1 protein-coding gene is annotated in these 250 nt (G+C 41.2%); it reads right to left on the reverse strand.

Features of this window, described 5'->3' with window-relative positions; genetic code table 11:
* A partial coding sequence (locus AABK37_RS42545) for an integrase core domain-containing protein (protein ID WP_432557298.1) occupies positions 1–250 on the reverse strand: 250 nt, incomplete at both ends.

Consider the following 250-nt stretch of genomic DNA (forward strand, 5'->3'; position numbering starts at 1 on the left):
GTTAAAATTTCATTGTTGTTGCTGTCGATTTGTTGGAATGTGGTCAACTCTTCCTTTGAAATAGACTTATCGAGTTGTCCATATTTCAACAAATACTCCCTTGGCGTTAAATCGCCGAGAGACTCATGTGGTTTTTCTGTGTTGTAGTGTTCAATCCATTCTTCTGTGACGTGGCGTACCTCATCGAGTGTTTCAAAGAGATGCGCATCCAGGATGTGTCGACGATATAAGCCGTTAAGACTTTCGATGT

The sequence above is a fragment of the Tolypothrix sp. VBCCA 56010 genome (assembly GCF_050875635.1).
Classification (GTDB): Bacteria; Cyanobacteriota; Cyanobacteriia; order Cyanobacteriales; family Nostocaceae; genus Hassallia.